Source organism: Oceanobacillus massiliensis str. N'diop (assembly GCF_000285495.1).
In the GTDB taxonomy this organism is placed as follows: domain Bacteria; phylum Bacillota; class Bacilli; order Bacillales; family Amphibacillaceae; genus Oceanobacillus; species Oceanobacillus massiliensis.
Map to the genome: position 1 here is coordinate 46121 of NZ_HE610976.1, position 24475 is coordinate 70595.

At 40.8% G+C, this 24475-nt stretch carries 30 protein-coding genes and 1 riboswitch; of the genes, 11 read left to right on the forward strand and 19 right to left on the reverse strand.

Annotation, left to right across the window (positions count from 1 at the left end; translation table 11 throughout):
• Positions 1-33 precede the first annotated feature (33 nt).
• Positions 34-612, reverse strand: coding sequence for a superoxide dismutase family protein (locus OMHG_RS00465; protein ID WP_010647317.1), 579 nt, complete (start codon positions 610-612; stop codon positions 34-36).
• A 102-nt stretch (positions 613-714) separates the two neighbouring features.
• Positions 715-939: a hypothetical protein gene (locus OMHG_RS00470; protein WP_237566120.1), complete on the reverse strand. Its 225-nt coding sequence runs from the start codon at positions 937-939 to the stop codon at positions 715-717.
• An 83-nt stretch (positions 940-1022) separates the two neighbouring features.
• Here OMHG_RS00470 and kapB point away from each other — a divergent pair, with 83 nt between their 5' ends.
• A complete protein-coding gene (gene kapB / locus OMHG_RS00475) occupies positions 1023-1412 on the forward strand; it encodes a kinase-associated lipoprotein KapB (RefSeq protein ID WP_010647320.1) in 390 nt (129 codons plus the stop codon).
• A gap of 78 nt (positions 1413-1490) precedes the next feature.
• On the opposite strand, the gene OMHG_RS00480 is transcribed toward kapB, so the two are convergent.
• Positions 1491-1754 (reverse strand): phosphocarrier protein HPr, encoded by a 264-nt coding sequence (locus OMHG_RS00480; RefSeq protein WP_010647321.1) that lies wholly within the window; start codon positions 1752-1754, stop codon positions 1491-1493.
• A 497-nt stretch (positions 1755-2251) separates the two neighbouring features.
• On the opposite strand from OMHG_RS00480, the gene deoD reads away from it, so the two are divergent.
• The 3 genes from deoD to OMHG_RS00495 all read left to right on the forward strand — a co-directional run bounded on the left by deoD (position 2252) and on the right by OMHG_RS00495 (position 5099).
• A complete protein-coding gene (gene deoD / locus OMHG_RS00485) occupies positions 2252-2959 on the forward strand; it encodes a purine-nucleoside phosphorylase (RefSeq protein WP_010647322.1) in 708 nt (235 codons plus the stop codon).
• 932 nt (positions 2960-3891) lie between these two features.
• Positions 3892-4485, forward strand: coding sequence for a biotin transporter BioY (locus OMHG_RS00490; protein ID WP_010647323.1), 594 nt, complete (start codon positions 3892-3894; stop codon positions 4483-4485).
• 137 nt (positions 4486-4622) lie between these two features.
• On the forward strand, positions 4623-5099 hold the full coding sequence (locus tag OMHG_RS00495; RefSeq protein WP_010647324.1) for a divergent PAP2 family protein: 477 nt from the start codon (positions 4623-4625) through the stop codon (positions 5097-5099).
• Positions 5100-5148: 49 nt separating this feature from the next.
• On the opposite strand, the gene OMHG_RS00500 is transcribed toward OMHG_RS00495, so the two are convergent.
• The 3 genes from OMHG_RS00500 to OMHG_RS00510 form a co-directional block, all read right to left on the reverse strand.
• Entirely contained in the window at positions 5149-5835 is a 687-nt protein-coding gene (locus OMHG_RS00500) for a 3D domain-containing protein (RefSeq protein WP_010647325.1), read from the reverse strand.
• A gap of 58 nt (positions 5836-5893) precedes the next feature.
• Positions 5894-6205, reverse strand: a complete 312-nt coding sequence (locus tag OMHG_RS00505) for a YuiB family protein (RefSeq protein ID WP_010647326.1) — start codon at positions 6203-6205, stop codon at positions 5894-5896.
• A gap of 113 nt (positions 6206-6318) precedes the next feature.
• Positions 6319-7533: an NAD(P)/FAD-dependent oxidoreductase gene (locus tag OMHG_RS00510; RefSeq protein ID WP_044476716.1), complete on the reverse strand. Its 1215-nt coding sequence runs from the start codon at positions 7531-7533 to the stop codon at positions 6319-6321.
• Between the two features lie 300 nt (positions 7534-7833).
• Between OMHG_RS00510 and OMHG_RS00515 the strand changes: the two genes are divergently transcribed.
• The gene (locus tag OMHG_RS00515; protein WP_010647328.1) at positions 7834-8820 is read left to right on the forward strand and encodes an NAD(P)/FAD-dependent oxidoreductase; all 987 of its coding nucleotides are present in this window, start codon (positions 7834-7836) and stop codon (positions 8818-8820) included.
• A 242-nt stretch (positions 8821-9062) separates the two neighbouring features.
• On the opposite strand, the gene OMHG_RS19500 is transcribed toward OMHG_RS00515, so the two are convergent.
• The 4 genes from OMHG_RS19500 to OMHG_RS00530 form a co-directional block, all read right to left on the reverse strand.
• Complete coding sequence (locus OMHG_RS19500) at positions 9063-9350, reverse strand: hypothetical protein (RefSeq protein WP_237566121.1); 288 nt, start codon at positions 9348-9350, stop codon at positions 9063-9065.
• Positions 9351-9539: 189 nt separating this feature from the next.
• On the reverse strand, positions 9540-9896 hold the full coding sequence (locus OMHG_RS00520) for a HesB/IscA family protein (RefSeq protein ID WP_010647329.1): 357 nt from the start codon (positions 9894-9896) through the stop codon (positions 9540-9542).
• A 54-nt stretch (positions 9897-9950) separates the two neighbouring features.
• Positions 9951-10817, reverse strand: coding sequence for a diaminopimelate epimerase (gene dapF / locus OMHG_RS00525; RefSeq protein ID WP_044476717.1), 867 nt, complete (start codon positions 10815-10817; stop codon positions 9951-9953).
• A 16-nt stretch (positions 10818-10833) separates the two neighbouring features.
• The gene (locus OMHG_RS00530) at positions 10834-11163 is read right to left on the reverse strand and encodes a YuzD family protein (protein WP_010647332.1); all 330 of its coding nucleotides are present in this window, start codon (positions 11161-11163) and stop codon (positions 10834-10836) included.
• Between the two features lie 220 nt (positions 11164-11383).
• On the opposite strand from OMHG_RS00530, the gene OMHG_RS00535 reads away from it, so the two are divergent.
• Entirely contained in the window at positions 11384-11608 is a 225-nt protein-coding gene (locus OMHG_RS00535; protein WP_010647333.1) for a NifU family protein, read from the forward strand.
• A gap of 55 nt (positions 11609-11663) precedes the next feature.
• On the opposite strand, the gene OMHG_RS00540 is transcribed toward OMHG_RS00535, so the two are convergent.
• Positions 11664-12629 (reverse strand): 2-hydroxyacid dehydrogenase, encoded by a 966-nt coding sequence (locus OMHG_RS00540; RefSeq protein ID WP_010647334.1) that lies wholly within the window; start codon positions 12627-12629, stop codon positions 11664-11666.
• A 23-nt stretch (positions 12630-12652) separates the two neighbouring features.
• A complete protein-coding gene (locus tag OMHG_RS18550; protein WP_010647335.1) occupies positions 12653-13615 on the reverse strand; it encodes a protein kinase family protein in 963 nt (320 codons plus the stop codon).
• 84 nt (positions 13616-13699) lie between these two features.
• On the opposite strand from OMHG_RS18550, the gene OMHG_RS00550 reads away from it, so the two are divergent.
• Entirely contained in the window at positions 13700-14215 is a 516-nt protein-coding gene (locus OMHG_RS00550; RefSeq protein WP_010647336.1) for a phosphatidylglycerophosphatase A family protein, read from the forward strand.
• 205 nt (positions 14216-14420) lie between these two features.
• On the opposite strand, the gene OMHG_RS00555 is transcribed toward OMHG_RS00550, so the two are convergent.
• Together OMHG_RS00555 and OMHG_RS00560 are read right to left on the reverse strand one after the other, a co-directional pair.
• The gene (locus OMHG_RS00555; RefSeq protein ID WP_010647337.1) at positions 14421-15191 is read right to left on the reverse strand and encodes a TIGR01457 family HAD-type hydrolase; all 771 of its coding nucleotides are present in this window, start codon (positions 15189-15191) and stop codon (positions 14421-14423) included.
• Positions 15192-15290: 99 nt separating this feature from the next.
• Complete coding sequence (locus tag OMHG_RS00560) at positions 15291-15731, reverse strand: DUF86 domain-containing protein (RefSeq protein ID WP_010647338.1); 441 nt, start codon at positions 15729-15731, stop codon at positions 15291-15293.
• A gap of 112 nt (positions 15732-15843) precedes the next feature.
• Between OMHG_RS00560 and OMHG_RS00565 the strand changes: the two genes are divergently transcribed.
• A complete protein-coding gene (locus OMHG_RS00565; protein ID WP_010647340.1) occupies positions 15844-17265 on the forward strand; it encodes an amidase in 1422 nt (473 codons plus the stop codon).
• Positions 17266-17427: 162 nt separating this feature from the next.
• Positions 17428-17688 (forward strand): hypothetical protein, encoded by a 261-nt coding sequence (locus OMHG_RS00570; RefSeq protein ID WP_010647342.1) that lies wholly within the window; start codon positions 17428-17430, stop codon positions 17686-17688.
• 47 nt (positions 17689-17735) lie between these two features.
• Here the strand turns inward: OMHG_RS00570 and OMHG_RS00575 are convergent, their stop codons facing one another.
• Positions 17736-18011: a YutD family protein gene (locus OMHG_RS00575; protein ID WP_010647345.1), complete on the reverse strand. Its 276-nt coding sequence runs from the start codon at positions 18009-18011 to the stop codon at positions 17736-17738.
• Between the two features lie 178 nt (positions 18012-18189).
• Here OMHG_RS00575 and OMHG_RS00580 point away from each other — a divergent pair, with 178 nt between their 5' ends.
• Both OMHG_RS00580 and OMHG_RS00585 read left to right on the forward strand, forming a co-directional pair.
• Positions 18190-18771: a YhcN/YlaJ family sporulation lipoprotein gene (locus tag OMHG_RS00580; RefSeq protein WP_010647347.1), complete on the forward strand. Its 582-nt coding sequence runs from the start codon at positions 18190-18192 to the stop codon at positions 18769-18771.
• A 52-nt stretch (positions 18772-18823) separates the two neighbouring features.
• A complete protein-coding gene (locus OMHG_RS00585; RefSeq protein ID WP_010647348.1) occupies positions 18824-19786 on the forward strand; it encodes a M23 family metallopeptidase in 963 nt (320 codons plus the stop codon).
• Between the two features lie 57 nt (positions 19787-19843).
• Here OMHG_RS00585 and OMHG_RS18155 read toward each other — a convergent pair whose 3' ends face one another.
• From OMHG_RS18155 to yunB, 4 genes are all read right to left on the reverse strand, one after another.
• On the reverse strand, positions 19844-19939 hold the full coding sequence (locus tag OMHG_RS18155; RefSeq protein ID WP_147628986.1) for a methionine/alanine import family NSS transporter small subunit: 96 nt from the start codon (positions 19937-19939) through the stop codon (positions 19844-19846).
• Entirely contained in the window at positions 19940-21478 is a 1539-nt protein-coding gene (locus tag OMHG_RS00590) for a sodium-dependent transporter (protein ID WP_010647350.1), read from the reverse strand.
• A 196-nt stretch (positions 21479-21674) separates the two neighbouring features.
• The gene (locus OMHG_RS00595) at positions 21675-23234 is read right to left on the reverse strand and encodes a Na+/H+ antiporter NhaC family protein (protein ID WP_010647352.1); all 1560 of its coding nucleotides are present in this window, start codon (positions 23232-23234) and stop codon (positions 21675-21677) included.
• Positions 23235-23396: 162 nt separating this feature from the next.
• Positions 23397-23573, reverse strand: a riboswitch (Lysine riboswitch).
• 47 nt (positions 23574-23620) lie between these two features.
• Positions 23621-24397 (reverse strand): sporulation protein YunB, encoded by a 777-nt coding sequence (yunB, locus tag OMHG_RS00600; RefSeq protein ID WP_010647354.1) that lies wholly within the window; start codon positions 24395-24397, stop codon positions 23621-23623.
• Positions 24398-24475 lie beyond the last annotated feature (78 nt).

A 24475-nucleotide genomic window follows, 5' to 3' on the forward strand; every position in this document is an offset into this window, starting at 1 on the left:
ATTTAGGCTGCTAGCGCATGGCCTTGCAGACACCTATTCTTCTTCCTGTTCTTCATTAAACTCTGTTGGGTCTGTTGGCGACTCTTCGGATGTGCCGCTATCATTATCTTTTTTAATCTCTCCGCAGAGAATTCTTACTCCCGACTCCCCGCTTGGCTGAGTGACCCCATCATCCTGTCCTTCATGTACAACCAATGATACGCCCTCCTCATTCAAAAGCGAATTTTTCCCGTCGAGCAGTGTCGCGCCTGCAAGCATCAGTTCTGCATTTGCAAGACCACCTGCATCTGCTTCGATATTAGGCAGATCTCCCAGATGGGGACCATCCGGATGCATTAATCCATGCTCCTTCCCTTCCGGATTGAAGTGATTGCCTGCACTTGTAAAATCAGGTCCTTCACATTTTGGAAATTCGTGTACATGTATCCCATGAAATCCAGGTGTAAGCCCCTCTAGTTTAAGTTCGATTCCTACCCCGTCATTCTGCTCATTCAAAGTTGCTGTTCCCACCATATCGCCGGAGGCATTGTACATTTCCACTTTTTGACTTGTTGGGCTGTCCGGCTGACACGCTGCCAATAAGGAAATGAGAATAAAAATAAGAAAACGCATATTGCCAGCTCCTTTTGCATTCTTTTTCTAAGTATCTGCAAATAAGAGATAAACTAACCAAAAAAGCCTCCCTATCTTTTAACAAAAATAAGGAGACTCGGCTTAATGATTCGATTTATTTGTGTCGTTGACTTGATCTAATTGCTGATTGTATTGCTGATTAAAATCCTGTTCATCTTTTCTGGATTTTTTTATCATAAAATATAAAGCCATCACAGCTAAAATCATAAAGATCGCAAGTGTTATCACAGCTGGAATATATTCCGATTTATCTTCCGGAAAATAAAGAAATGGCATCATAATAGCTTCACATCCTTCTATGTCCATTATAGCAAATTTCCCGATGCAACGTAAAAAGTTCGCCAATCTGTTGAATTTTTGGCACAATGTAGCAAAGGGGAGTGATATTTATGACAGAAGCCGCAATTGGAGAAATTGTAAAAGCACATTATCATTCAGGCACATATATCGGAGAAGTTAAAGAGGACCGCGGACAGAATTATCTGATTGAAGTACTTGCCGTTATTAAACATCCGCTGCAGGGTGATCTTCACAATTACGGCAAGCTGGAGGATGTCTTTTTCCATCAGCGTAAGGCCCTTGCATTCCACGAAAAGATGAATGTCAAAAAAGCTGCCGTTCATTCGTTTAACGAACAGATACCAGCATATGGAAGTTCCCTAAAGCAGGCAGTCGCAAGTTACAGGCAAAAGTTGGAAGCAGAGGAGAATGAATTTGGAGCAGCATCCCTGAAAAAATTGGATGGTCTGGAAAAGCAGTATTATCAAATGTATTATTAAAACTTCAGCATCAACTGTAAAGATGCCGCAAAAAATAAAAAAGCTAGAGAACATAATATGAACTCTAGCTTTCGTAAATTATTCACCTAAATGTTCTTTGATGACCTCTGCAATACCGTTCAATGCTTCTTCTTCGTCATTACCTTCAGCAATAACTTCGATTTCAGCACCTTTAGGAATTCCAAGTGACATAACACCCATGATTGATTTCAGGTTCACTTTTTTGCCTTTATAGGATACCTCTACCTCAGAATCATATTGTCCAGCCTTGTTAACCAACAAAGTTGCAGGTCTCGCATGAACCCCAGTTTCAGCTGTAATCGTAAATGTTTGTGCTTTCATTTTGTCTCATCCTTCCAAATCTATTCGCTATATTTGTTTATTCTTTAAACCATTCCTGTTAATTGGTTCACATAAACCTAAGTATATTATATACAATTTCAATCATTTATGAAACAAATATCTCTAAAAAATGACTGTTTTCTTAAAGATTACTGTTTTTGCCGAAGAAAATAGAACATACGGCGATAAATCTATAAACTGATGAAATTTGATGATAAGCTTCACCCACCTCTGAAAATACTCTGTGCTTTCAGCGGGCTCGCACTGAAATTCCATAAGAAGCCGGACTTGCTTCTGAGGAATGCGAAAGCGACCGGAGCGGAAAGCGGATGATTAAAGGGATAGTCGGCCGTTGCTGCTTTTTCCTGTGATACAAAACATTCCTAGTAAACAGTAAGAACATGAAATCTTAGCCGAGGAGGATAGTTGTCTTTAGGCAGTTGGTGTGGTAACTTTATTTTGAATAGTTACGTTTGATGAAACAAGGAGGAAGTACAATGAGTGTTCATATAGGTGCTAAACAAGGCGAAATTGCTGACAAGATTCTCTTGCCGGGAGATCCTCTCCGTGCAAAGTATATTGCTGAAACTTTTCTGGAGGATCCAACGCTGTACAATGAAGTACGGGGAATGTATGGTTACACCGGTACATATAAAGGAGAACGTGTCTCTGTACAAGGCACTGGGATGGGTGTCCCTTCCATTTCCATTTATGTTAATGAATTGATCCAAAGCTATGATGTAAAAAAATTGATTCGGGTTGGTACTTGTGGTGCCATTCAAAAAGATGTCAAAGTCCGCGATGTGATTTTGGCACAGGGAGCTACAACTGACTCCAAAATGAACCAATTGATTTTTAATGGCATGGACTATGCACCACTTGCCAATTTCGATTTACTTAAAAATGCCTATGACGCCGGAACAGAAAAAGGACTTCGTCTACGTGTCGGGAATGTCTTTACAAGTGATACATTCTACCGCGACAATGCTAAGGAAGTCAATGAACTGCTCGCTAAATATCAAGTGCTTGCAATCGAGATGGAATCAACTGCACTCTATACCTTGGCTGCAAAATACGGACGCCAGGCATTATCTGTGCTGACCGTATCTGACCATGTCATCACCGGAGAAGAAACTACGGCTGAAGAAAGACAGACAACTTTCAACGAAATGATGGAAATCGCGTTGGAAGCAATCATCAAATAATGAATTATGCCGGCAGACTGTCCAGAATTGGGCAGTCTGCTTTTGATTGTCACCCTATTTTTAAATTAGGTTGACATTATTCCCCTAACCGATTATTATCAAAAATAAAGGCTTTTTCTTAAGTATTGTGCATTCTGAACTTTGCATTTGATGGAAACTGCGATGTAACAGCAGAGGATAGATTTCCGCTCCGGGCAGTTGAATTCCGTGGGCAACGCTTCAGCTTCTTGGCTTCTACCAACCATCTCAAATTTTTTATGGATTTATTCTATAAAGAAAGCACTCAGTAAACCCGATAACTGCTCCGGTCGATTTCCGTTCCGGGCAGTCGCTTTCCGCGGGCAACGCTTCAGCTTCCTCGGAAGAAACCCACTTCCTGCGGGATCTTCAGCTGTTGCTTTTCCCGCTGGAGTCGACTGTCCCTGCACTACAATCAATCAGCTTAATAATGAATATCAGTTATTTGACTCAGAAAACCAAATCATAGCGGAGGAAATACACGGAGACTCCTTGAAATTGCATTCGCAATTTCTGCGTGCGGTGTTAAGCTGCCGTAGCCTTCCTTGTCCTGCGGGAAAGCGAAGACGCTAAGACCCCACTAGATGCACCTACGTCTTCCAGCAACGCTTCGAAGCAGGCTTCCTCGGTGCAAGGGAACAAGGAAGTAAACGCAAGTCGTACCCTGGCTTAGCGCGAGCCCGCGGAAAGCGCAGTGTATTTCCGGAGTGGGGAATACCACACTATAATTGCTATAAATAATTGACAGAGCATCATAGAATGAGGTAATTTACTTTGGCTTTTTTGTCTACAGAAAAAGCGAAGACGCTAAGCCCCCGCTAGATGCACCTGCGTCTATCAGTAACGCGGTTTATATCTTTAATGTAAAACAACAATCTATAAGAAAACAGCCAAAATAAAAAGGGGAAGAGAACATGAAGAAATTACGACCTATTGATTTAACATACGGTGCATTATTTGTATGTCTTATGGTCATTGGAGCAAATATTGCCGTCTGGTTTCCTTTTCTGACTATTCCAATCGGTGGAGCTACCGTACCAGTTTCACTGCAAACATTCTTTGCAGTATTAGCAGGAATGCTGCTCGGCAAAAGGCTGGGTGCCATTGCAATGATCGTCTATATGCTTATTGGTGCGGCAGGTGTACCTGTATTTGCTGGAATGAAGGGAGGATTCTTTGCCCTGATCAGCCCGACCGGCGGATTCATCATTTCCTTTATTTTTGTCGCATATGTGGTAGGATGGCTCACCGAAAGCCGCCCTGCCCTGTCAATCGCCTACTATACATGGACGACTATGATTGGTTTGTTTGTCAATTATCTGATTGGGGTATCCTACATGTATCTCGCCATGAACACATGGCTTGGACTCGATGTCACTTATATGATTGCGTGGGCAGGGATGGTCCCCTTTATTCTAAAAGATGCTGTATTATCGGTCTGTGCTGCGTTTTTTATGGTAAAACTGGTGAAAAGAATCCCTGCTACACTAAAAAATACAGGAGTTTAGTTTAAATTTCCAAGCAGTCTTAGACATCCGTTTACCTCCCCATAGTGGTATGGTAAAATAACACCAATACATGGAGATAAACCGTGCTTAGACGGTATTCAATCAGGATGAAGCAGCAGGAAGGATGTATTTTGCTTATGGCTTTGTTTTCCAATTTCCCCTTGTGGGCAGCATTAACGGCAATTATATTTGCACAGGTAGTTAAGATTCCCATCAAGTTGCTATTTACCAGAGAATTTCAACCTGGCCTAGCCTTCAGTACTGGAGGCATGCCAAGCAGTCATTCTGCTGCTGTAACAGCATTAGCAACTGCCATTGGAATTGTCGAAGGTGTTACATCAAGTGTCTTTGCATTAGCATGTATTTTCAGTGTCATTACGATGTTTGATGCATCTGGAGTACGAAGACAGGCCGGGGAACATGCTGCCGTTCTGAACCGCCTCATCAAGGACTTTCAATTTTTCACTGAAAGTGCGAAGGGATGGAATAAAAAGGAAGAATATGAGAAACGCCAGGAATTGAAAGAATTGCTCGGCCATCAGCCAATCGAAGTGTTTTTTGGCGGATTGACAGGTGTTCTTATAGCTTTTCTGCTCTTTCCGCTATTCCATTAAAAAATGGCCCCCATCTCTGGGAGCCATTTTTTCTTCACTGTTCTGGATTTTAGCTTTCATTGATTTGCTGTCTGAATACCTGCAGTGCTTCATTTTCATTCAGTTGCATTAATTGTTCTTCCGACAGGGTTCCATCGCCCATTTCCACGATATAGACCTCGAGCTCTTTTTTCCCCCATTTCGCATAGACATCATCAACTGTAGGGTAATATAAATCAAGTTTATTGCCATTGATGGCACTGCCCTTGTCTGCAACCACACCATAACCATATCCAGGCACCCACAGGATCGTTCCAATTGGAAAGACGTCCAAGTCTGCTGCAATAGTAGAATACAAGTCTCGTTTCACCTTCACACCTGAATATGTGATGCCATATTCCGGATGATCAGCTGTTTTGCCGGTCGATTCCACTCCGGCTGTATATCCTGTAGCTGAAACGGTTGCCGTTGGAAACTGCTGGAAATCGATTGCTTCTTCAATTGTTTTAGGTCCATCTATCTCGTCGCTTGAAATGTACTTTTGCTTTGTCTTGGCAATATTCAAGCCCTTTGCTTTTAATGCGCTTTGTCTGTACTCCGGTGTTTCCTTAGCGGTTAGTTTATCAAGCTGAACACTTGCTGCTGCAGCCTTTCTTTCGCTCCATTCCACGTTCTGGACGGATGTGGCTGCCTGAAAAAATAGAACCATAATCAGCGTCAGCATTCCGACATGCCAAATAAAATTTTTGATTTTCATAAATAACACCTCTTGGATGTCATCATTTCCAATCTATTAAAATTTTATTCATCAATCATTAAAACATTTGATATCCGCTCTTCCTCAAAAATTTAATGACGATACCAGAAACAATCGTTCCAATTAGACCAGAAGCTAAAATAAGGACGTCTGCAACTTCTAAACTAGTGATTTTTGCTCCCAATTGATTGAAAGATTCTCCAGTATTTGTAAAATATTCCAGTGTGGAGATATTATCAACGATTATGATTACAACAAATGGGTAAAGAAATGACATAAGCCATGTTTGCCTTAAAAGCATATTCAGAATAAAAGCTATTCCAAAAAATATAACCAAATAAAGCATAATGGATACGATTAACTGAATCATTGCGATAGCTCCTCTCGCTTTTTCTATGTAAAGTTACATCTGTAATTCTATAATAAAACAATGGAAAAGCAAAGGCAGTACGCCTGCCTTTGCTTTATTGTCCAAACTAAATATCAATAAAAGAAATTAAACTTACCTTTTCTCATCAAAAGACCAAGACCACCAAGCTTAAGAAGATAGCGGTTATCACTCATTTTCTTCATGACCGATGCCTTCCAGCCAAATAATCGGCGGCCTGAAACGACAGCAATTGCATCATCATTTCCTAGTGATGCAATTGTTCCGAGAGGGTTGGGCACAAATGTTTTCAGTTTCCAGCCTCTAACCTTTGCCTTTACATTATGTGCAACGATTTCTGCCTGCTGTATTGCAATTTGGGCAGTTGAAGGTAATGGTCTCCCGGTGTCATGGTCCAAGATGAGCGAACAATCACCAATCACGAAAACATCGTCAAAGTCTGGAGTAGACATGTCGCTTTGTACCTCCACTTTGCCGCTATTTGTCCTGAATCCTGATTTCTCCACAACTGTATTTGCACGAATTCCTGCAGCCCAAATGGTAGTCATCGTTGGAAGTTCCGTCCGTTTTCCGTCCTTTTCAAAAACAATGCTGTCACTGTTGCATTCTTGCAATAGTGCCTCATTAATGAATTCCACGCCTCTTGAAGCCAATGAGTTCATGGCATAGGCTACAAGCTTCTCATCAAATCCTGGAAGAACCGTTGATGCTCCTTCAAGGACAATTAAACGCACTTGGGTTTTCTCGATATCGTACTCCTTGCAAAGCTGAGGTATACGATTTGCCAATTCCCCGGCAAATTCGATTCCAGTAAATCCCCCTCCGCCGATTACAATATTAAGACGGGCAGCATTCTTCTCCGACTCATTATGATAACTGGCGAAATTATAATCAAGATGCTCCCTGATAGCACGGGCATTATTTATGTTTCCAATGCTAAATGAATTTTCTTCAAGTCCAGGAATTCCAAATGTTGCTGGTTCAAACCCCAATCCAATAACGAGATAATCATATGTCAGTTCCTGCTTCGCCAGCTTGACCAATTTCTCTTCTGGCTTAATACATATAACCTCATCCAATACCAACTCAATCTTTCTCGAATCAATGACATCCTTAATCTTAATTTTAGTGCGCTCATGATGAAGTGTTCCTGCAGCATTTTCATGCAGCCATGTCGTCTGGTAATGGTAATCATTGTTGTTAACGAGGGTAATGACTGCTTCATTTGCTTTCATGCTCTTTTGCAGTTTTGCAGCAGTCATCATCCCTCCATATCCCGCTCCCAGGATAACTATATGTGGTTTTTTCATATTTCTCACTACTCCATTTTCTGTTTCCATCATTCTCTTTCTCTGATGTCCTTATTTGCAAACAACCTATCAATATATTAAAAGTAACCAAATTATCATCTATTTGTAATCATTCTGTAAAATATACCTACCCATATTAGCCTTTCTGCATAAGTAATTCAACCCCAAAGCCCTCTTTTCCAATTTTAATTGTTTTCAAAATATAGGATCGGTCTTAAAAAAGTTTGCAATAATACCATGCTCTCAGGGTTTGTGGTACGATGGGAATGGAAAATTTATTGATAGAAATGAGGGTTTGCTATGTCTGAAAAAATATATGATATTACTATTATTGGTGCTGGTCCTACAGGATTATTCACTGCTTTTTATGGTGGAATGCGCCAGGCAAGTGTCAAAATTATTGAGAGCTTACCACATACAGGCGGACAATTGACTGCCCTGTATCCGGAAAAATATATTTATGATGTCGCAGGATTTCCAAAGGTCCGGGCGCAAGAACTCGTGGACAGGCTCGAGGAACAGGCAAGTATGTTCGATCCGGAAATTGTACTTGGACAGGCAGTGGACAAATTGGAACGCCTTGAAGATAATTCCTTTAAAATGACGTCCAGTACAGGAGAAGTTCATTATACAAAAACCATCATCATTACTGCCGGAAACGGTGCATTCCAGCCACGCCGGCTTAATCTCGGTGAAAGTGAAAGCTTTGAGGGCAAAAATCTGCATTATTATGTCAAAGACATGGACCAGTACAAAGACAAAAATGTCGTACTGCTAGGCGGCGGAGATTCTGCTGTTGACTGGGCTCTCATGCTGGAGAAGGTTGCAAAAAGTGTTAAACTCGTTCATCGCCGCGATCAATTCCGTGCCCATGAACATAGTGTGGAGCAATTAATGGCATCTTCTGTAGAGGTGCTGACACCATTTACACCTTCAGACATTATCATTTCCGATAAAATTGACAAGATCATCCTCGATGAAGTAAAGGGTGAAAGAAAACTGGAACTTGAAGTAGATGATATTATCTGCAACTATGGCTTTATTTCAAGTCTTGGTCCAATCAAGGAATGGGGAATTGACATTGAAAAAAACAGCATCCTTGTCAACACAAAAATGGAAACAAATATCCCAGGAATATACGCAGCAGGTGATATTTGCACCTATGAAGGAAAAGTCAAATTGATTGTAACGGGCTTCGGCGAAGGTCCAACAGCCATTAATAATGCCAAAAATTATATCGATCCAAAAGCACGTATTCAGCCAAAGCATTCTACAGCCATGTTTTAAGGGCTACAAATTTACTGGAGACAGACCTTTCAGCAGCCTCGGGCACTGGGAGGTCTTTTTTTTATCAGCTGCAAGTTAAAAAGAAAGAAAGAAAGAAAGGAATGAAAAGAACGAAAATTTGATAGAAGCAATAGTGCTGCAGCCGTTCCGTTTTTAATTCTCAATTTCTTTGCTATAAGAGAAGGATCTTGGAAGAGAAACAGCGAATCTTTATATAATTCATACATTGAGTGATACATTGTTTAATCAGAAAGATTATTCCTTTCCTTTTTCCATTCGTTAAAAAGAATCGCTACTGAGCAGACTGCCTCCCGACCATCCCGCACGTAATCGTATAGAAGAAGATCTCCGCATCGCTTATGCAGGTTATCATGGAGAACGGTCATTGCTTTACCACCTGAACTTCGTTGAACAGGATTATCATTTCTTTCATGATCTGCGCCTTCCATGGAAGAATGGCTATCACTTTCAGATCGATATTTTACTGTTGTCCCCAGCCTGAATTTCCTTGAATTCGGACAGTAAATCACTCAAGTGCGACAGTGATCAAAGCCTCGAATGCGCAAACCACCTTCAAAACAGCACACTCCGCCGAGCACACCACACGCTCCGCACCCAGCCCGAGCTACTGCATTCGTTTCGACCCACACTGACCACGGGCTTGCTTCCATACTTCTCCAGCAAAAAACCGGAGCGTATTCGTTACACTCCGGTTTCTATTAACAATCCCCTGGTGCGCCTACGTTTGTAGCCGTACGGAAGGATGATCCACAACCACATGATACGATAGCATTCGGGTTATCAATACTGAATCCCCCGCCCATCATGTTTTGCTTAAAATCAATTGTCGTTCCTTCTATGATCGGGATATCCTGGTTGAAAAGTACAACTGGTATTCCGTTTATTTCAGACGTTACATCCAGTTCATCGTTTATATCGTAATCAAAGCCCATTGAATAGGATAATCCGCTGCAGCCGCCGCCTTTGATACCAAAGCGAAAATGCACATTTTCTGATTCTTCCTTCATCATCTCTTTGATTTGGGTGCTGGCATTATCCGTAATATTAATGACCATTATGACGGACCTCCTCCTTTTATTACTACTCTAAGTATACAAATAGAAATCGTGTTATTCAACTATTTGATATTGGTAGACTCCCTCTGCAATCACATCTGCTCCACCAGTCATCCAGACATCCCCTTTTTCATCCCATTTAATGGTTAGATCTCCGCCGGCAAGATGGACAATCACATCCTCATCTCGGTTCACTTGTTGATTTAAAATGGCAGCGACAACAGATGCGCATGCACCTGTACCGCATGCCTGTGTTATACCGGATCCACGTTCCCATACGGCGAAATTTATTTCATTGGCTGACACCACTTCGATAAACTCAACATTGACTCCTTCCGGGAATCGCATATCCTTTTCAATTACAGGTCCCAGTTCATGCAATGGTGCATCATGAATATTATCCACAAAGAATACTGCATGAGGATTTCCCATAGACACAGCTGTCACTTCCAGCTTCTTGCCGTTCACGATAAATGGTTCAGATACCACCTGTGAATCATCATTACCCATCATCGGAATGTCCATACGGCGCAGCAGCGGTGCTCCCATATTGATTGTTATTTCCTGAACCTGACCATCTGCAAGCAGAACTTCCGACTCCACAATATTTGCTTTTGTTTCAATCGTGAATTTTTCTTTTGAAATGATACCATGTTCATAAGCGTATTTTGCGGTACAGCGTAACCCATTGCCGCAGCTTTTGCCTTCAGAGCCATCCTTATTGAATATCCTCATACCAAGATCTGCATGTTCACTGGGATGAATCAATATCATGCCATCTGATCCGATTCCTGTATTTACGTTTGACACCTTCTCTGCAATATTTGATAGCAGATTTTCATCCAATTGATGCTGAAATAAATCAATATATATATAATTATTACCAAGTCCATGCATTTTGATAAAAGGTATTTCCATTATCATTCCCTGCTTTCTTTTATACCTGTAGTCGGATGCCGTGTTTATCCAAGGATTTATAGATTGTCTTCAATTGAGGTATCCCTTCTGCGACCATTTCATCGTTGACAAAAACAATCGGGTAGAATAGATCCTCTTCCACTATCTGTTCGACGAATTGTTTGTGTTTTTCCTCATCGGGAGGCTGATTGATATCAATATATTCATATGTAATTGCATCATCAATATACTTTCTCCCAATTGCAGCCTGCAGCCATTCGTATGTATCCTTCGACCCGGGAGCTCCAACACAGCTGGCGCAAATCTGCTCTGCCCCATAGACAGTTATCATCACTTTTTCATTATCCACTTTCTGACCCCCTTCTGTAAACCGGTGAATACCGCTTCATTCAATGGTTCGATTTTTCACTTAAACGGTCCTGCCTTCATTTTTTTGTGTAGTTTCTTTTATTTTACAAAATCTTTATATAAAGATAAAATATAAATGACCGTATATGAATAAATAATTTCAGATAGATTTTTAATCGAATTCAATTTATAATGAAAGTATGGAAAGGAGTAGGTGGATCATGCAAGAGCAAGTACAGGAAGTATTGAATAAATTACGTCCATTCTTACTACGTGACGGTGGAGATGTGGAGTTAATCGATGTGGATGATGATGGTGTCGTTCTGCTTCGTCTCATGGGTGCATGCGGAAACTGCCCAAGTTCTACCATTACATTAAAAGCAGGAATCGAACGTGCCTTGATGGCAGAAGTTCCTGGAGTAAGAGAGATTGAACAGGTATTCTAAAGAACTTTATATATCAGAAGGCAGACAAATGTTATTGTCTGCCTTTTTTAATGGGCTATTTTACAGGTGTCTTCGCTCCATTTCCGCTGATAACACCATTTATATTTTCCAAGCAAAGCTTAATCATGGTTGTACGGGTGTCGACGCTTGCAGATCCAATATGCGGTAAACAGACAACGTTCTGAAGACCAACAAGAGGATTTTCTGAGCCAGCGGGTTCTTCACGGAACACATCAAGACCTGCCCCTTTAATTTCGCCACTTTTCAATGCCTCTAGCAATGCTGCTTCATCTACGACTGCTCCGCGTGATATATTAATAAAAATTGCACTTGATTTCATCATTTCAAAAGCCTTTTTATTAAAAATATTTGCTGTCTCTTCGGTTAATGGAACAACAGAAACAATAAAATCAGATTCTGTCAGCAGATCTTCAAAGCTAGAATAAACTGCCCCTAAATTCTTTTCCGCTTCCATCTTCCGTGAGCGGTTGTGATACCGAATGTTCATATTGAATCCCGCGGCCCGTCTGGCGATAGCTTCACCAATTCTTCCCATACCGAGAATTCCGATAGTCTGATGATGGATATCTGTGCCAGCAAGTAAATATGGTGCCCATTCTTTCCACTTATCTTTTTTTACAAACTCATTCGCCTCGACAATCCGTCTTGCTGTCGCCATTAAGAGTGCAAATCCAAGATCTGCGGTCGTCTCTGACAGCACGTCTGGGGTATTTGTAATAACAACCCCATGTTTATCGGCAGCAGACAAGTCAATATTGTCATACCCCACCGCCAAATTGGCGACAACCTTTAAATTGGCGGCATTTGTCAAAAGATCTTCATCAATCTGATCACTAAGCACTGTCAATAAACCATCAACAGATTCAGCCTCTTTTAATAAAATTCCTCTCGGTACCCTTTCATCCTCTTTCTCCCACATCTTGATTGAAAATTGATTTTCATACTTCGACAGCAAATCTTCCGGTACTTTCCTCGTAATATAAATGGCTGGTTTTCCCATATAATCGCCTCTTTTGACATCTTTTACAACCAGTTTACCACAGGAATCCCCCAGCGCGCAGTATCGACCCCTGAAAATTTATAAAAATCACGCAATTGCTTCTGATAGTCTGTCTGAATCTCAATCATTTGCTGCAATTCAGTTTCATTTGGCGAGTCAAATCCACGCTCAATAAAGTCAAAGATGTGAATTGGAAATAGTAACCGGGCGTATAGGAGGCGCCATCCGAATACTGAAAGTGGTGAGATGGTCTGATAATCATTCAGAAATCGGATAATCTTTTCATGGCGGTCATTTTTCAGGAAAACGGAACGTATATATTCAGCAATGTCTCTTGAAGGATGATCATACATCAGCTGATCTGCCCAAATAATCGTTTGATTGGCATTCCCATCATACCGGATAAAAGTCGTTGTTCCTTGATCCGACTGGAGGATACGCTGCTCCCGCTCACTTTCCTGAAGGTATTGGATAGCATTTTCGCTGATTCCGATCAAATATGGAAGGAAATCCATCAGCAGCCTATAATATTCTGATGGCGTTTCCCAAGCATTGCTTTCTATTCTACCTTCAAACGCGGTTATTTTTTCAATCCACAATTCTTTCCACTGTCCATAACTGGAAATTGATTTTGGCTCATAGTTAAAACTGGCACCAGTCTGATGTAATTCCGCTAACTGGATTCCTTTTGTTTTACCATTCTGTTTGGATAAATGCTGCACTTGCATGACCATCCAGCTATTGTCCGCAAAATTTGTGAACCATTCCCCTGCCGCGTTTGGGATTGGTACTGCCAGCATTTCAAGATCATTTTCCTTTAGATAATAAGAAAGAGCTGCCTGCTCCAACAGTATCGTTTCCCTGTTCTCTCCTGAAATGGTAAAATAGATGCTATCCCCCTGTCTATATCCTTCCTTATCGCCTAAAAATAATTTATCTTCCGTATGGATACGATAATGGATATTCAGCATCTCTCGTAAAGGCAAAGCAATCACCCCTTTTTTCTTCTTTAATACATGTGTATGAATAGATGAAAGATAATTTAACTAAAAAAACGAAAAGGTGATCTTATGGAGAAATATACAAATAAAAGCGAACTAGAGGTTAAGGCAAGACAGTTACTCACGCAGCGTGGTGTAGAGCTCGATGATATTGCTGAACTGGTCTATTATTTGCAGTCACAGTACCATGAGAATTTGACGATGCATGAATGCCGTCATAACGTGGACCGTGTTCTGTCAAAACGGGAAGTGCAAAATGCAATCTTAACAGGAATTGAATTGGATGTTCTCGCTGAACAGAAAAAACTTGCTCAGCCATTGCAAAAAACAATCGAGATTGATGAAGGCCTGTATGGTGTAGATGAGGTCATTGCCTTATCTATTGTGAATGTATATGGATCGATTGGCCTTACTAATTTTGGTTACATCGATAAACAAAAACCGGGAATCCTGAAAAAATTAAATGACAAATCCAGTGGAGAAATTCATACTTTCCTGGACGATATTGTTGGTGCGATAGCCGCTGCGGCCTCCAGCAGATTGGCGCACAGCGATGCAGAAGACCTGGATGAAGTGGATGCATGACATTTATCATCAAGATGAAATCGTCATTTTATAGCTTTTTCCAACACTAATATGAAATAAAAAACACACAGCACACTCCCAATGACTCCCCAAAACTGAATTTCATTATGAAGGATGTCATAAAGCTGCTGTGTGTTTTCTGTTATTGACGCTGAGTATTTCCAACAAAGAAGCAAAGATAATCCTGCCCCTTTCGATAATTCTTTTACATGCTCCCGATCCATTCTCTTAAATCATGAACATAATGTGTTGGCGGTATGCTCAATCTTTCCAGTTCTTCAAATGGGGTGACACCGGTAAATACCATTAGAGTATCCATACCTGCATGAATACCTGCCGTTATATCCGTATGATAGTTATCTCCAACCATCAAGGTTTCTTCTTTTGCTAGCCCTAAAATGGCAAGTGCCTCCTCCATGATGATTGCCTCGGGTTTACCAATAAAAGTTGGTGACTGCCCTGTGCTTACAGTAACAACAGATGTCAATGCCCCATTTCCCGGGAGCAGTCCCCTTTCTGTCGGAATAGCTATATCACTGTTTGTGGAAATAAACCGTGCACCATTTCGCACTTCCAGACAGGCCTTTGTAAATTTTTCATACGTCACTTGCCGATCGATTCCCGTCACGACGAAATCGCACTCCGATTCAGCAATTGTCATGCCGGCCGATTCCAGGGCCTGGACAAGCCCTTCTTCTCCAATAACAAAGCAGCGAGCATTTTCCTTTCTGGACCGGATATAGTTTGCCGTTGCCAGGCTCGTTGTCACCACTTGATCCGGCGATGCGGCAATTCCCATTGAATTTAATTTATTCGATACATCCTCCTGCGTCTTAGAGGAATTATTCGTAACAAACAAATATGGGATGCCTTTACCGGAAAGCTCATCCACAAATTCTGCTGCCCCCTCAATTGATTCCGTACCACGATACATTGTCCCGTCCAAATCAATTAAATAACCTTTATACTTCTTCATGTAAGACACTCCTCGAACCAAAAAGAAGATGATTTGCTCATCTTCCCGTGGAAATAGTTATTTTCAATCTTCTTTTTCACTAAACTTATATCATACCCTTCACTCATTAGAGAAGGCATTCACTACTTCAAGTTCGTTATCCAAGTATAGTCCAATATGGACACTGAAACGGTCCAGAACATCCAAATGTTCATTCATCTTATCAAGCAATACAGCATGATCGACTTCTGTATAGTTATTGATCAGCATTTTTCGAAGCCCGATAAATGATTTATATGCTGCTTCTTCTTCTTGCGGCAAGACTTTTTCATCAACAAGGATATCAATGATATCTTCAAAGCTGCCAGGGTCCCTCATGATAAATCCGTCTATCATCATGTTACCGACATCCAGTGTGGATTCAATCAGGACATGAACCATTCGCTCCAGGCTTAGTTTATCCTTAAACTCCGTATATGATGATTCTTTTTTCACTTCATTCAATATTTTTTTCATAAAGGATAGCACTTGTTCAATCTTGCTGCGATCTACAAAATACATACATATTACCCCCAATATCTGCCTATAATTTTATCATATCATAATCTTTATTGATTATAAGCTAAAACATGATATATTTAAAATTAACAATACGTTTAACGAGGGGTAGGAAATGGAAGCTAGATTGATCATAGACATGGATGCAACCAGTTTGGGAAATGCCATCCGAAATGGTGAACTGACGAGCGTGGATGTTGTTCATACATATATCGAACATATTATGAGAGTAAATCCGGAGATTAATGGAATGGTCGAGGAACGCTTCGATAAAGCATTGGAAGAAGCGAAGGAACTCGATGCCATGCTTGAAAAAAATCAGATAAAAGGACCGTTGCACGGTGTGCCAATCAGTATGAAAGAATCTTTAAATGTATTAGGCATGAAAACGACTGGCGGGCTCGAGCATCGGCAGGACCTGATTTCCAAAGAAGATGCAGAGGTTGTCAGCCTGCTTAAAAATGCCGGCGCTATTATATTGGGTAAAACAAATACACCTGCTCTATGTTTTTGTCAGGAAACAGATAATAAATTATACGGCAGAACAAATAACCCTTGGGATCTGGAGCGGACGGCCGGTGGCTCCAGTGGTGGTGAAGGTGCACTCCTGGCAGTCGGTGGAGCTGCTGCTGGCATTGGTTCTGATATTGGGGGATCTATCCGGTTTCCTTCTCATTTTAACGGGGTTATCGGATTCAGGCCGGGAATGTACAGTGTATCTTCTGCAGGCCATTTTCCGCAAGCTGTCAATCCCCTGCAGAGCCGAATGCTTTCCATCGGACCAATGGGAAAATCGGTACAGGATATGAAATTAATATATGGTATTCTCTCAGGTAAATCCTTAAAATCCAAGCCCTTGCAGCAATTTAGAATCGAAATCCTGCCTGGAAATACCGATTATCCATTATCCGAGAAAACGAAGGAATTATTGAATCAGTTGGAAACCTTTCTTGAAAAGACTTATTCAACAAAGCGTGCTATTCCTCCTTATTTCAAAAACAGTTCTTTAATCTGGCAGGAAATCTTGTCCGTTGAAGGTAGCGAGCTAATTGAAAAAGAGGCATACAACAATGATCGATCGAATGTTTACACTTCTTTCTTCAAGGAAAAATTAACCCAGCGGACCAAGGTACATCCATACCTTTCATGGGCTATCATCGGCGCAAAGATGTTCCGCCCCTCCAAAAAGCGGATCCGTGAAATTGAAGCAACATTGGAGCAGGGCGATGAATTATTGGCAGGCTACTTGAAAAATCGTTTGCTGATTTTTCCTGTCTACCATTCAGGTGCATCACTTCACGGTCAGGTATTTAAGGAAATCTTTTCGGTTCGAAAAACGTTTCTGCAGTTCATGCCATATGCAGCATATGCCAACGTATGGGGACTTCCAGCATTAACTGTTCCTATAGGACTAGATGAGAATAATATGCCAATCAGTGTTCAAATCATGAGCGCAAATGGCAATGAGGATGCCTTATTCCGTCTGGGCAAGCTGCTCGAGAAAAAATACAGAGGCTATGTACGCTGTGAAAAGTAACTTATAAATAACAATCAGAAAAAGCAGCCTTTCCATTGGATTGGCTGCTTTTTTGGAGCACTTACATTTTCACTTGGTTAGGGCTTCATAATACATTCCAATGCCGTACATACTATTACAGAATCATCCCTCCCTTTTGTGGAGAAAGGTGGCAAAACAAAGATGAAGGATGATAACAAGGAATTCTCAGATTTCAGTAATGTAGACAGGCAAAAAAATCAGTTAATACCCGAAGAGTTCCCAGAAGGTTCCTATGGCTCATCCATCCATAAAAAAGAAAAGGTTACTGGAAAGGACTCCCCGTGGTTAGAAGGCCAGTATCGCGACAGTGCATATGTCTTTCCGGATAAGAATCAGCATGATGGATTGCCTAGACAAGCCGAGGGTGCACATCCTCCTCATGATGAAGAAACGATGGAATAAAAATAAGGACTGGGTTCGATGTCGTGAATTCCAGTCCTTATTCTTATCTACTTTGGTACTTTCTTCAAAATAAAATATGCACAGCCGAAATTACAGTATTCCAGCAAGTAATCATCCAATGAGCCAATTTTAGAATCAATCGACGCCTTTGAATTTTTATCCTTGTAGAATCCCTTCAAACGGAGCTGATCATATCCCCAGTCCCCGACAATATAGTCGTATTTCGCCAGGATATCGGAATACCGAAGTTTTAAAGCTTCTTCCTGAAAACCATCTTTTATATCTTCTATGACTTCATAGTTCTTTCCATTCAATTCGATCAAGAAACTCACCCCACTTAGCCTATTTCCAGTTTACCACAGGAATTGATGCGTAAACCAGAAATATTGCATGCATTATTTTTTGCTTTTTAAAGAAACTAAAATAGTAACTAAAATGGAACAAAAATAAAAACTAAACAGGAACTTTAACGGAAAACTTTAATTTGTAGGAGGAAAAAAGATGAAATTTCTATATACACTAACACTATTTCTTACTGCTGCGATATTCCTTACAGGATGTGCCACGACAAATAATACAATGAATAAAAACGATCAGATTGCAGATGAACTGGATCCGGCAAGAAATTCCCCGGAACCGACTAATCAGGACATGAACTCACAGTTAGGCTATGTTCGATATACCAAGGATCAATTCCAAAACGATGATGAGAATAATGATAAGGCCATTTCAATCGATCGGAATGAAATGGCCGATATGATTACCAGGATCATTCTAAGAAGCGATGGCTTTGAAGAGGTTGCCACACTTGTTACAGATCAGGAAGTTCTCATTGCTTATGAGCGCTCAGAAGCTACAGATGAGCAAAAAGCTGCAGACATCACCAAAAAAACAGCCATGTCAATCATGCCTAGTTATTTTGATATTTACGTATCTGATAACGAAACATTAATGCAGGATATTCAAAGTCTGCATAATTCTTCATCAGAGAACCGAAATTATGATAATACGATTAATCTGATCATTAAAGAGATGCAAAAATCTTCTCAAGGCAGTCAAAATCAGGGAAATCCAGTACAATAATTTTCCAATTACGACTCGAACAAAAAATAAAATGTATATGGAGGTGAGATAAATGCCCTTTCGGGTACCCTTAGCATTATTTACTGTCCTGTTACTATTGCTGCCAGCTAAAATTCTTGCAGAAGAAACGATCTATGATCAACGCATGGCTCTCTTCCAAAAGACAGAGGCACTGACACAGATTCCCTGGTACTACTTTGCTGCTATTGATAACTATGAACGCAATGTTCAAAACAGCGATGATCCTGAGCAAGTCATTTCAATAAACATTCAGCCGGAAATTTGGTATGGACCAGGAAACAGTACTTTCTTAAAAGATGTCACTGTAATTGATACATTTAGCGGAAAAGGAAAAGACGGTAATGGTGACGGAGTTGCTGATCCAAGTAATGAAGAAGATGTTCTGTATACGATGGCAATGATACTGCTTGAATATGGTCCTGACAGGGATGATATCAAAATTGCACTTTGGCATCACTATAAACGCGATTTAACCGTTCAAACCATTATGAATACCTCTAAAGTATTTGAGACCTTTCAAGAAATCAATTTAACGGACAGGGATTTTCCGGTATCCACCGATTATAATTATAGCTTCCGCAGCACGTGGGGTGACAGGAGAGGCTTTGGCGGACTGCGCCAGCACGAAGGAACAGATATCTTCGCAGACCATGGTGTGCCTGTAAAATCAACTACCTATGGGGTGATAGAAATGATGGGCTGGAACTTGTATGGCGGGTGGCGTGTTGGAATTAGGGATATATTCAATATCTACCACTATTATGCACATATGACCGGATTCAGTGAGGATATAAAGGTCGGTCAGGTTGTGAAGCCGGGAGATGTACTTGGCAGTGTCGGGTCGACAGGATATGGACCACCTGGGACATCCGGAAAATTCCCCTCACACTTACATTACGGAATGTATAAGGATAATGGGTACAGTGAATGGTCATTTGACCCTTTTCCCTATCTGAAAAAGTGGGAACGGATCGCTAAACAAAAGGACCAATAAGAAGAGGGCTATACCAAAAGTCTTAAATCAACTTTCGGTACAGCCCTTTTATTTAAATCATTTTGTTCTTATAGCATTCCAAATACTTGCTGCAAGTCCACCCCATAAAATCAGCATTCCGAGGATCATCACAATAATTGCTCCAGCACTCATTTATTTTGCCTCCCCAGTCTTTTGGATTTCTTCTTCTATTGTTTCTGAAGTTTTCCATCTGCTGAATGAAATCAGGATACCTATTAGCAATGCCGCGGCAGCAACAGCCCATCCGCCAAAGAGGATAAATGTGTCTGAATAGCCTTCATAATTACCAGTATCGCCTGCAAATTCCCTCATGAGATTCTGTTTGAAAAGACCAAACATCATATATCCCAAAACAATTGGTGTTACAATGCTTATGCAGATGGTCCACCATGACCCTAATCGGATATCTGAGATTTCATTTGCATGGTTTTGAAGCCCCTTCAGCTCTCGCAATACCCAGGCAACCATGACGACTTCGACCAATCCAACCAATGCAACTCCGAATTGGTTAATAAAATAATCTGCTGCATCAAGGAAATACATTCCCCCTTGGGTCGCGAAAAGCAAAGATAAGATAGCTGCCAGGCCGCCACCAAATAATACAGCCTTCGTCCTTGAGATATTGAATTTATCCACTAGTCCGGCAACATATGTCTCTGTAATCGAAATTAATGAACTTAAACCAGCCAGTACCAGTGATGCAAAGAAAAGAAAACCAAAGAATTCATTAAATACTGGAAACTCATTAATGATGGCCGGAAAGACGACAAACGCCAGACCAACACCACCAGCCACTACATCTTCGACAGCGACTCCGGCTGATGTTGCCATAAAGCCTAAAATCGAAAAGACACCAATGCCTGCCAGCAACTCAAAGCTGGAATTACCGAAGCCAACGATAAACGCGTTGTTTGTGATATCGGATTTTTTCGGCAAATAGCTGGAGTACGTAATCATAATGGCAAATGCAATCGACAGGCTAAAGAATATCTGCCCATAAGCAGCTACCCACACATCCGCATCCGCTATCCTGCTGAAGTCTGGTGCAAAGAAAGCCTCAAGCCCAGTAAAGGCACCAGGAAGTGTTAATGCATAAATAACGATAATAAGAAAAATAATTACTAATGCAGGTATGAAAATTCGATTCGCGATTTCAATTCCCTTTTTGACTCCTTTAAATAAAATACCCAGTACAACAATCCAAACAAGGATTAACGGAATCAATACTCCAGGTACTAAGCTGCCCGTCTGTCCGGGATCGACCGATAAATTTAAGTACTCTCCAAATAGGAAGCCCTCTGTATCTGCACCCCAGCTCAAATTAACTGAAAAAACAGAATATGATATTGCCCAGGCAATGATGACAGAGTAATAAGTAGATATCACAAATGCTACTAAAACGCCCCACCATCCAAGCCACTCTGTTTTCTTATTCATACGTTTAAAAGATAATGGAGCAGAACCACGATACTTATGTCCCATTGTAAATTCCATAATCAGAATTGGTATTCCTGCTGTGAGCAGTGCAAATAAATATGGAATGAAAAACGCTCCTCCTCCATTTTCATATGCGACTGTAGGAAAACGCCAAATATTACCCAGCCCAACAGCCGATCCAACTGCTGCCAGAATAAAACCAGCTCTAGTCCCCCACTGAGAACGTGCTTCCATCGATATTCCTCCCCTTCTTCTCTAATATCCTATTTCAAAAATCAGAAACATAGAATGTTTCAATATTTTTATTTTTTCTGATTTTTATTGTATTATAACGGTACTTTTTAACTATGTCAAAATAATATTTACTGCTATTAGTTTGATAGAATAGAAAAATCCCCCATCAAGGCAATGGGAGATTATCTTTCAAGGTTTATGCTTTTTTTATTTTTCCATTTTTAACTGTATGAACGGTAAATCCGATGATCAGAACAAATCCAAGCGTAACGAGCAATGGGATAATCGTGGTATTTGTCAAGCCTATCAGGATATAGCCTATAATCGATACGCCAGCTGCAATTAATGCATATGGCAATTGTGTCAGCACATGGTCAATATGGTTCGCGCCGGCACCAGTTGAAGATAGAATTGTCGTATCGGAAATCGGTGTACAGTGATCCCCAAAAACAGACCCGGCAAGTACTGCTGCTAAAGATGGCAGCAGCATGTCGATGTCAGATACAATTGCAACTTCTGCGGCAATCGGCAGCATGATACCGAATGTTCCCCAAGATGTTCCAGTGGCAACTGCCATCAATCCAGCGATAACGAAGAAAAGAAGCGGGATCATGGACGCGCTGATTGACGCATTGGTTACAATCTGTGCTAAATAGGTACCCGTCTCAAGTGTTCCGATGATGGTTCCAATCATCCAAGCTAATAATAGAATATAGATAGCCGGAAGCATCGTTTTAATACCCTCAGCAAAAATTCTTCCTATATTCGCTTTTGGCTTGCCTAATTCGAGATGGAAAATAAGCGAAGTGAACACGGCTGCTGCCCCGCCAATAAATAAGGATAAATTAACATTTGTGTTTGCAAATATCGATAGAATATCTGCATTGCCATCACTAGCATTTGCACCTGTGATAATCATAGACAATACGGTGGCTGCAATCAATACGATGATTGGTGCAATCAAGTGATAGATCTTCCCGGATGGATGGGGATCGAATGTATCGCTTAAGTCCCCTGCTACGTTATCCTGTTCCGGATTCAATACAGCACCAGTTCGAATGGCGCGTTCCTCATGACGGCGCATCGGTCCGATATCCATTTTCAAATAGGCCACCATAAATACGAGCAATAAGGCCGAGAGTGCATATAAATTGAGCGGAATCATCTGGATGAATGCTTGCAATGGTTTCATATCCGTAATTCCATTGGCCGCAAACAGCCCACCTAGAATACCTATAATATAAGCACCCCAGCTCGAAATCGGCGAGATAACCGTTACCGGTGCCGATGTAGAATCAATAAAATAAGCAAGCTTTGCTCTTGAAATATTATGACGGTCTGTTAATGGTCTTGCTATTTGCCCAACAGCCAGGCTATTAAAGTAATCGTCGATAAATATGATTATTCCTAAAACACCTGTCATCACCTGTGCGCCGGTACGTGTCTTGACCCTTTGGATCATCCATTCCCCAAACGTTCTGCTCCCGCCTGAAGCTTGCAGGAATGCTGTCATTATACCTAACAATAATAGGAAACCAAGCAATAGCAGATTACCTGTATTCCAGGCTCCCTCCGAATAGAAAATCTGATAAAAAACAGTCCATATTTCTGTAATCGATTCTAAAATATTAAAATCATGAACCATTAACGCCCCAACAATAATTCCTGCACCTAATGAGAGTAATACTTTTCTTGTTAAGATTACAAGTATCAGCATTAGCAGTGCTGGAATAATCGAAAAAATTGTGCCTTCCATTGATGATTACCTCCACGAATTTTTTTGAATGTGCCGGGAATGAACGAATTGAGTACGAAATGCTTTTATAGGGCATACGTCTGATACTCTAAAAAAGAGCACAAAAAAACAACGACAGAAAATAACCCATCATTGCTTTTACAATATACGTTATCCTCCATTTCGATCAGTAGTTCTCCATGCACATTCGTTAGCATGACAGTGCATCCCCTGTTCAAAGATGTACCAGCAATAATAAGTCTGACCCTCATTACGCTTCGGCAAACAATCCTTTTATCAACCATCACAGTTGTCATTCTCCAGTTGACTACTCATATTGTCTGCGCCTCTACCTCACCGATCTGATAAGGTTTATAATTTAATTATAGCCTTACTATACAAGATTTTCATTCACTCTGCAAGTCATCTTTCGGAACTGCAATGGAAGGACCATCACCTTCCCCGCCATAAAAATCAGGTACTTTACCCATAATCGCTCCGCCATCAAGGTAAATTTCGGTGTGCACTGTCTTTACTTCTGATGTAAAGGGAATTACAATTTGAACATCTGCTTCCACATTAATATACAGTGATACCCATGCCCCATTTATTCCAAATTCCTCTTCCTCCCGTACGATATTTGTCCGCACGGCACCTACAATTTCCAGATTGATAGGTATTTTCGGGCCAAGATTAGCCAACACCGTATTATTAGTTACCTGTCCGAGCGGCACTTCCACCAATGTTGGGTCCTGTTCCGCGCGGCCTTCAGCTCCTTCCCCATAATTATAAGGATCATGGAGGGAGTAATCATAGGATATAGGGTCACCCCTGTTTACATTTAGGAAAAATTCTTCCACGCGATCTGTTGCCACACGATTAATTTCACTGATAACAGATGGATTCCAGTTATATGTAGTAAAATTACCTTCGTTATCATAGGAAATATTTAACATGTCTTCAAAGCTATATTCTTCTGCAAATCGGACAGCTGAATTGATTGCCCTGGTGGCAAACTCATCTGTTTTTCTTTCCGCTATATCCATCAATACCGGTTCAATCCGTTTATCGATAAACCATATGCTGAAGCTCACACTGCTTGCAAAAATCACTAACGTAAGCAACAAAATATAATTCCTTGGAGGCAATGAAAATTTTTTGTGAAAACGCCGCTTATGTCTCAAACCTAAAACCCCCTCAAAACAATTTATGCTTGTTTTAAGGGGGTTAGAATATTAAAAACCAAGTTGTCTTTTTAGTGG